General features: G+C 52.0%; 5 protein-coding genes. 4 read left to right on the plus strand and 1 reads right to left on the minus strand.

The window, feature by feature from the left end; all coding sequences use genetic code 11:
- The first annotated feature begins 1 nt into the window (after window position 1).
- The 4 genes from prfA (at window position 2) to clpB (ending at window position 5,720) form a co-directional block, all read left to right on the plus strand.
- Window positions 2-1,090 carry a peptide chain release factor 1 gene (gene prfA / locus AACZ19_RS16365; protein ID WP_339635571.1) on the plus strand — a complete coding sequence of 363 codons (1,089 nt, stop codon included), beginning with the start codon at window positions 2-4 and terminating at the stop codon, window positions 1,088-1,090.
- A 3-nt stretch (window positions 1,091-1,093) separates the two neighbouring features.
- The gene (prmC, locus tag AACZ19_RS16370; protein WP_339635572.1) at window positions 1,094-1,948 is read left to right on the plus strand and encodes a peptide chain release factor N(5)-glutamine methyltransferase; all 855 of its coding nucleotides are present in this window, start codon (window positions 1,094-1,096) and stop codon (window positions 1,946-1,948) included.
- 245 nt (window positions 1,949-2,193) lie between these two features.
- A complete protein-coding gene (locus AACZ19_RS16375; RefSeq protein ID WP_339635573.1) occupies window positions 2,194-2,883 on the plus strand; it encodes a DUF4167 domain-containing protein in 690 nt (229 codons plus the stop codon).
- A 248-nt stretch (window positions 2,884-3,131) separates the two neighbouring features.
- Window positions 3,132-5,720: an ATP-dependent chaperone ClpB gene (gene clpB, locus AACZ19_RS16380; protein ID WP_339635574.1), complete on the plus strand. Its 2,589-nt coding sequence runs from the start codon at window positions 3,132-3,134 to the stop codon at window positions 5,718-5,720.
- Between the two features lie 93 nt (window positions 5,721-5,813).
- Here clpB and AACZ19_RS16385 read toward each other — a convergent pair whose 3' ends face one another.
- On the minus strand, window positions 5,814-7,271 hold the full coding sequence (locus AACZ19_RS16385; RefSeq protein ID WP_339635575.1) for a peptidoglycan DD-metalloendopeptidase family protein: 1,458 nt from the start codon (window positions 7,269-7,271) through the stop codon (window positions 5,814-5,816).
- Window positions 7,272-7,611 lie beyond the last annotated feature (340 nt).

Here is a 7,611-nt window from a genome sequence, read left to right on the forward strand (position 1 = left end):
AATGCTTCCCGAAGATAAGCTCAAAATGATCCAGTCCCGCTCCGAAGAGCTGGAAGCCACCATGTCTGGTGAAATGGGAGAGGTCGCGCCGGATGATTTCGTTCGGATGAGCCGGGAGTATGCCGAAATCAAACCTCTTGTGGAATGCATCCAGAAGTTTCAGGCAACCCGCGATGAACTATCCGGGCTACAGGAAATGCTGGATAGTCCGGACATCGATGCAGAAATGAAAGAGATGGCAGAGCTGGAGCAGGAGGAGTTGAAGGCGCTACTCCCTGATCTGGAGCATTCCATCAAGCTTCAACTATTACCCAAAGACGACGCCGATGAGAAAAATGCCATTCTTGAAATTCGGGCAGGAACGGGCGGTGAAGAAGCCGCACTTTTCGCGGGTGATCTTTACAGGATGTATCAACGATATGCGGAGAGTGAGGGCTGGAGCTGCGAGACTATGTCGCTATCGGAATCGGATCTTGGCGGTATCAAGGAAGTGATCGTAAAGGTCACCGGGCGTAACGTCTTTGCCAATCTCAAGTTTGAATCCGGGGTGCATCGTGTTCAGCGGGTACCAGAAACCGAAACCGGAGGGCGTATTCATACATCCGCGGCGACGGTTGCGGTGCTGCCGGAAGCCGAGGAGGTGGACGTACAAATCGCGGACAGTGATATTCGCGTGGATATTTTCCGGGCCTCCGGACCGGGCGGGCAATCGGTGAATACGACGGATTCTGCTGTTCGTATTACTCATATCCCGACGGGCATTGTTGTGCAGCAGCAGGATGAGAAATCACAGCACAAGAATAAGGCCAAGGCCATGAGTGTTTTGCGTTCCCGCATTTATGAAGCGGAGCGTGCGGCGAAAGCGGCAGAGCGTTCAGCCACACGCAAGGGCCAAGTAGGGTCGGGAGATCGCTCGGAGCGAATTCGCACTTATAACTTTCCACAAGGTCGCCTGACGGATCACCGGATAAACCTGACTCTTTACAAGTTGGACAAGGTTCTCGCGGGCGAGGCACTGGATGAAGTCATTGACGCGTTGATCTCCGAAGATCAGGCGTCGCTCCTTGCCGAGATTGAAGGCGGCAACTGAGGGATGACCGAGAATGCGCTTGGCGCTGTTAAATCTGCTGCTGACGTCCTGAGGGCAGCTGGAGTGACGAATGCAAAGCGAGAAGCAACCTTGCTGCTCGCACATGCAATCGGTGAAGATTCAGGCTTTTTGCATAGGGAGCCGGAACGCCACCTGACAGTGCAGCAGAAAGAAACATTTGACCGTTTAGTCGAGCGACGTTCGAAGCGCGAGCCTCTATCACATTTGACTGGGCATCGGGAATTCTGGAGCCTTGATTTTCTTGTCACGGCGGATGTGCTGGATCCCAGAGCGGACAGTGAAACACTGATTGAATCGGCACTGGCACGTTGCGAAGATACTTTTAAACCGCGACGGATCCTCGACCTTGGAACGGGGAGTGGCTGTCTCCTTTTGTCGCTATTGAGTGAACTGCCCAAGGCAACCGGGATAGGTATTGATAAAAGCGATGCGGCGCTTGCAGTTGCGCGTAAAAATGCGGTTCGTCTTGGCCTGGATGCGCAAGCAGAATTTTTTTTCGGAAACTGGGCCCGCGGCAGGGATGAAAAATTCGATCTTGTCGTTAGCAACCCTCCCTACATCCCGAGTGGGGAGATCGAGGGACTGCAACCGGAGGTACGTGACTATGAGCCACACGCTGCCCTGACGGGAGGAACTGACGGGCTTGATTGCTATCGACAAATTCTTTTCGATGTTCATAAGGTTCTCCGACCCGGTGGTCTCTTGATATTCGAAGTGGGGGCGGGGCAGGCGTCGGATGTAGGCCGGATGATGCAGCAAGCAGGCTTTTCCCAACTGAAATATCACCGGGATCTTGCGTCAATTGAACGCTGCGTATCCGGCTTTCTTGCAGATTAGTGCGATTTTTTGAAAAAAACGTTGGATTATTAGAGAAACAGAGGGTAGGGTTTATTCAGATCATACGTGAACAACAAGACCTAATCTTAAGGTCCGTGATCAATATTTAATTCAAAATCAGGCCTGAGCTTCCTGGATGACGGAACATCTTGGAAATGCGAGTGGGAATTAAGTGGGTGCCTGAATTGAATCATCTTTACACTGACGTGAAATTTGAACTCTAGATTGACGGAATCATTGCGATTATGAGAGTAAGTAGTAACAGGCGTCCTCGCGGCGGACGGACGAATTCTGGGGGTAATCGGCCTGGGTCAGGCAATAATCGCCGACCAGGTGGTGGAAACCGTAATTATGACAGTAATGGGCCCGATGGCAAAATTCGCGGAACTGCGCAGCAGGTCTATGACAAGTATGTTGCGCATGGCTCCGATGCCCAGACGTCAGGAGATCGTGTTGCGGCCGAAAATTACTTTCAGCATGCTGAGCATTACTTCAGAATAATTGCGGCCAATACGGCGATACCGAAGGAAAAGTCGGCATCGGAAAATTCGGATAACACGGGCAGCTCAGAGAGCGCGGATAATCAGGGGAATTCAAATAATGCCGAGAACTCCGCGGCACCGTCAGAAAATGAAAACAATAAACGACCACAACGCAAACCAAGGAGTCGTGCCCGGGATGAGGCCGTTTCCGGAGATGACGAAAAAAGAAGCGACGATATCAGTAAGGCGGAGATTGATCTTAGCACGGCAGAACAACCGGTTGTCGATATGACAGCTGACGGAGCGGTATCGGGGCTTTCTCCTGTCGCCGAAGGTGAAGGTGACGAGGCGAAACCGAAACGAAAGGTGAGCCGTACACGGACCCTGCGCCGCCGGACATCAAGCCGGAACGTCGATGAAAATGACGCTGAGGAAGCGAACACGACGGAATAGCCCCGGTTTCTTTTTTAGCACCTGATAAACTTATAGAAGAAAAAGGGAAGCGGTATGTTGCTTCCCTTTTTATTTTTGGCGTGCGAAATTTTGTCGCAACAGTCGAACCATTACCGGCTTGAAATCAATCACAGATCGCCCACATATAAACCAGAAATGAAGCCGTTGGCGGGCTTGCAGAATGGTTGCCTTTAAGGGATCATGGGAAGTCGCGCAAGGAAACAACGGTCTATGTGTCGAGGACGAGCATGGATATAGAAAAATATACAGATCGGTCGAAAGGTTTCATCCAGTCGGCCCAAACTTTGGCGTTACGTGAAAACCACCAGAGACTGACGCCAGAACATCTCTTAAAAGTACTTCTTGATGACAAGGAAGGACTGGCAAGCGGCTTGATCGCCAAGGCTGGCGGTGATGCCGCCATGGCGCGTCAGGGTGTGAATGATGCCATCGCGAAAATGCCGCAGGTTACGGGCAGTGGTGCCGGGCAAGTCAATCTGACCCCCGAGCTGGCAAGATTGTTCGCATCCGCCGAGAAGCTGGCGGATAAGGCTGGCGACAGTTTTGTGACAGCGGAACGACTGCTGCTGGCTCTGGCTTTGGAAAAGGGAACCGACTCTGCCAAGATCCTGAACAACGCCAACGTAACGGCGAATAGCCTTAATGAGGCTATTAACGATTTGCGCAAAGGCCGTACAGCGGATAGCAGCGGTGCGGAATCCGGCTACGATGCGCTTAATAAATACGCGCGGGATCTGACGGAAGCAGCCCGGAAAGGCAAGCTCGATCCGGTGATTGGCCGGGACGAGGAAATCCGCCGCACCATACAGGTGTTGTCACGCCGCACCAAAAACAATCCGGTCCTGATTGGGGAGCCGGGTGTCGGTAAAACGGCTATCATCGAAGGCTTGGCGCTCAGGATTGTGAATGGCGACGTACCGGAAAGCCTGAAAGACAAGAAATTGATGAGCCTTGATCTCGGCCAGTTGATTGCAGGTGCCAAATATCGCGGCGAATTTGAGGAACGGTTGAAAGCCGTCTTATCGGACATTTCTTCAACAGACGGTGAGATTGTGCTCTTTATCGATGAGTTGCATACGCTTGTTGGTGCGGGTGCTGCGGAAGGATCGATGGATGCCTCTAATCTTCTGAAACCGGCGCTTGCGCGCGGTGAGCTTCACTGTGTTGGTGCAACGACCCTTGATGAATACCGTAAGTATATCGAGAAGGATGCGGCGCTTGCCCGCCGGTTCCAGTCTGTCTTTGTCTCTGAGCCGACGGTTGAGGATACCATTTCAATCCTGCGTGGACTGAAAGAAAAATATGAAGTTCATCATGGCGTGCAAATCTCCGACAGTGCGTTGGTCGCAGCGGCCACCTTGTCGAACCGCTACATTACGGATCGGTTCCTGCCTGATAAGGCCATCGACTTGATGGATGAGGCCGCCAGCCGACGCCGTATGGAAGTAGACAGCAAGCCAGAAGAAGTAGACGAGCTTGATCGCAAGATATTGCAGATGAAAATTGAGAGCTCTGCCCTTGAAAAAGAAACAGACAAAGCCTCTAAAGAACGTCTTGAAAAACTCAAAACCGAGCTGGTGGAGCTTGAAAAGCAATCTGCTGACCTGACGGAAAGCTGGCAGATGGAGAAGGAAAAGCTGAACCGTGCCCAGCATGTGAAGGAACAGCTGGATGCGGCGCGAAACGAACTGGCGACAGTTCAGCGTCAGGGGAACCTGCAACGCGCCGGTGAGCTGGCCTATGGGGCAATTCCGGAGCTTGAAAAGCAGCTCGCCGAAGCGGAGGAGGCTGAAGGCTCCTCCATCGGACGGGATAGTGTGAAGGAAGAAGATATCGCGGGTGTCGTTTCACGTTGGACCGGCATCCCGGTGGACAAGATGCTTTCCGGTGAGCGTGAGAAACTGCTCAATATGGAAAATGAACTCCGTAAGCGCGTTGTCGGGCAGGAGGAGGCACTTGTTGCCGTCTCAAATGCCGTTCGTCGCTCGCGTGCGGGGCTACAGGATCCGAACCAGCCGATTGGCTCCTTCCTGTTCCTTGGGCCAACCGGCGTGGGTAAAACAGAATTGACCAAAGCGCTAGCCGGGTTCCTGTTCGATGATGAACATGCGTTGCTGCGTGTTGATATGTCCGAATATATGGAAAAGCACAGTGTCGCCCGTCTCATCGGTGCGCCTCCCGGGTATGTTGGTTATGATCAGGGCGGTGTCATCACTGAAGCTGTCCGCCGTCGTCCCTATCAGGTGATCCTGTTCGATGAGGTTGAAAAAGCGCATCCGGATGTCTTTAACATCCTGTTGCAGGTTCTTGACGATGGCCGTCTGACGGATGGTCAGGGCCGGACCGTGGATTTCAAAAACACCCTGATCGTGCTGACCTCCAATCTGGGCAGCGAACACCTCTCTAGTGGGGATGATGTCGATGATGAACTGGTCCGTCACAAAGTCATGGAAACAGTGCGTGCTGCGTTCCGGCCGGAGTTTCTGAACCGGCTGGATGAGCAGATTGTATTCCATCGGTTGAGCCGTGAGAATATGAATGCCATTGTGGATATTCAATTGGGGTATCTGCAGAAGCTGCTGTCCGAGCGGCGGATTGGGCTGGAGCTGGATCCTTCTGCCTATGAATGGATCGCAAATCGTGGTTATGATCCGGTATACGGGGCCCGGCCGTTGAAGCGGGTGATCCAGCGTTACCTGCAAAACCCGTTGGCAACGCAAATTCTCGAAGGGGTTATTGCGGATGGTGCCACAGTCAAGGTTTCAGGCAGTGACGATGGTCTCCTGATAAATAATGAACTGGCTGATGCGGCATAAGAGCATCAGATTGTGAAAAAGAAAAAGCGGCTTGCCGACAGGCAGCCGCTTTTTTTTCATATTGAAGTATTCTTGTCATGCCCCTATGCGCGGTTATTCTGCCTTTATACTCGCCAACTGCGTTTCCAGTTCAACCCCTGCAACTTCCTGGCGGATGACGTTCGTATGTGACTGGAATGCGGCGAGTATTTTACCGCCGAGTTTACGGCCTGCGGGCAATTTAACCGAGAGCGGATTGATCTGCTTACTGTTTCTGTGCACTTCGTAATGCAGATGCGGACCCGTAGAGCGGCCCGTAGAACCAACGTAGCCGATTATCTGACCCTGCTTGACACGGGAGCCCTTGCGGATCCCCTTTCCGAATTTTTTCATATGGGCATAAGCCGTTTTATATTCATTGTTATGGCGGATGCGGACGTAATTACCATAACCACCGTTGCGCGCGGCCATCTCAACAATTCCATTGCCGGCCGCCATGATCGGTGTTCCGCTCCGGGCACCAAAATCAACACCACGATGCATCTTGGTGTAACCGAGTGTCGGGTGTTTGCGCTTGCCAAAACCGGAGGTCAGGCGCGCGCCGTCAATTGGTGTACGCATCAGGGTTTTTTTAACGCTTTGGCCCTGTGCATTATAATAATCCGTAAATCCGTCGTCACTTGTTCTGAAACGATATACGGAGTACTCCTTGCCGCTTAACGTCATCGATGCCCAGAGAATGGCGCCGTCTTTCAGGACCCGCCCATCCTCGTCTGCAAATCGCTCAAAATAGACCTCAAAACTATCGCCAGGCTGGATCTCGCGCTGAAAATCCACGTCGTAGCTGAATATCCGGATCAGGTCGACAATGGTTTTTGTGGGGATGCCGGCCTGTGCTGCGGATAAAAAGAGAGAACTCTGGATGACTCCGCCCGCTCTCACTGTTTTCCTGTCGAGTTCCAGAATAGTTTCTTGCGCTGTGAAGCCTTCACCGGGGGTGCGGACTGCGGCAAGTTGCCGGTCAACGTCTTCCTTCAGGGATACGCGAACGAGCCCCGGTGTCGCGGTGCTATTTGACGGGTCAACGTCAGTGGTTGCAAAATAGAGCGTCACATCCTGCCCGATTTTCAGGCTGCGCGGATCAAAAATTTCGTTGAGGGCCGTAATTGCTTCATGGCTTTCCGTGCGATCGGCTCCGGCCCGGGTCAAAACCGCCATTAATGTATCGCCTTTGTTGACGGATACAGTCTTGGTCAGTTCATTCAGGCTTTCCGATGTGGATGGTGCATAGGCGGCGACCGTCACTTCAGAATTGTTTTCCAGAACTTCAGTCGTATCAATATCAACATCGATATCTTGCTTTACGGAAGCGGCGGCTTCTTGCACAATGGCCGGCGCAGCCTGTTCTTGCTCCGCGCTGGCGATCTGGGCTGGGGGTTCATCAGAACCGGATAAAAATATGGATACCAGCAAAGCGCCAGCGGCGCCCCCGGCAATCATTGTTATGACAGGTATCAGCAATGATTTGCTGACCAACCCTGATTTGGCGCCTGATTTCATTTTCTTCAGCACTCGTTGAACCACCAGAAATAATATGTTGATTTAAAACCTGTTAACCATAATGACGCGTCGAAAGATGCTGTCAGATTGCAATTTTGTCAAGTATTCCTCAATTTTTCCTTAAGTTATGTGGAGAGCGCGATTCTGCGAATTACGTGAGGAATTTCGCATTGTTTGGAATAAGACCCGCCTCCTGTTGTCAGCATATTCCTCTAAGAGGGTGCTTGCTCTGTACCACAACTCGGGAATTTCGGTTTCTAGAGAGAATTTGCGGCATAAACATGGCGCTTGTAAATTTCTATCATTTAAGGTGTTGACGTTGTTGATTGGTGGACTTATAACCCGCGTCACG

The sequence above is a fragment of the uncultured Sneathiella sp. genome (assembly GCF_963973085.1).
Lineage (GTDB): Bacteria > Pseudomonadota > Alphaproteobacteria > Sneathiellales > Sneathiellaceae > Sneathiella.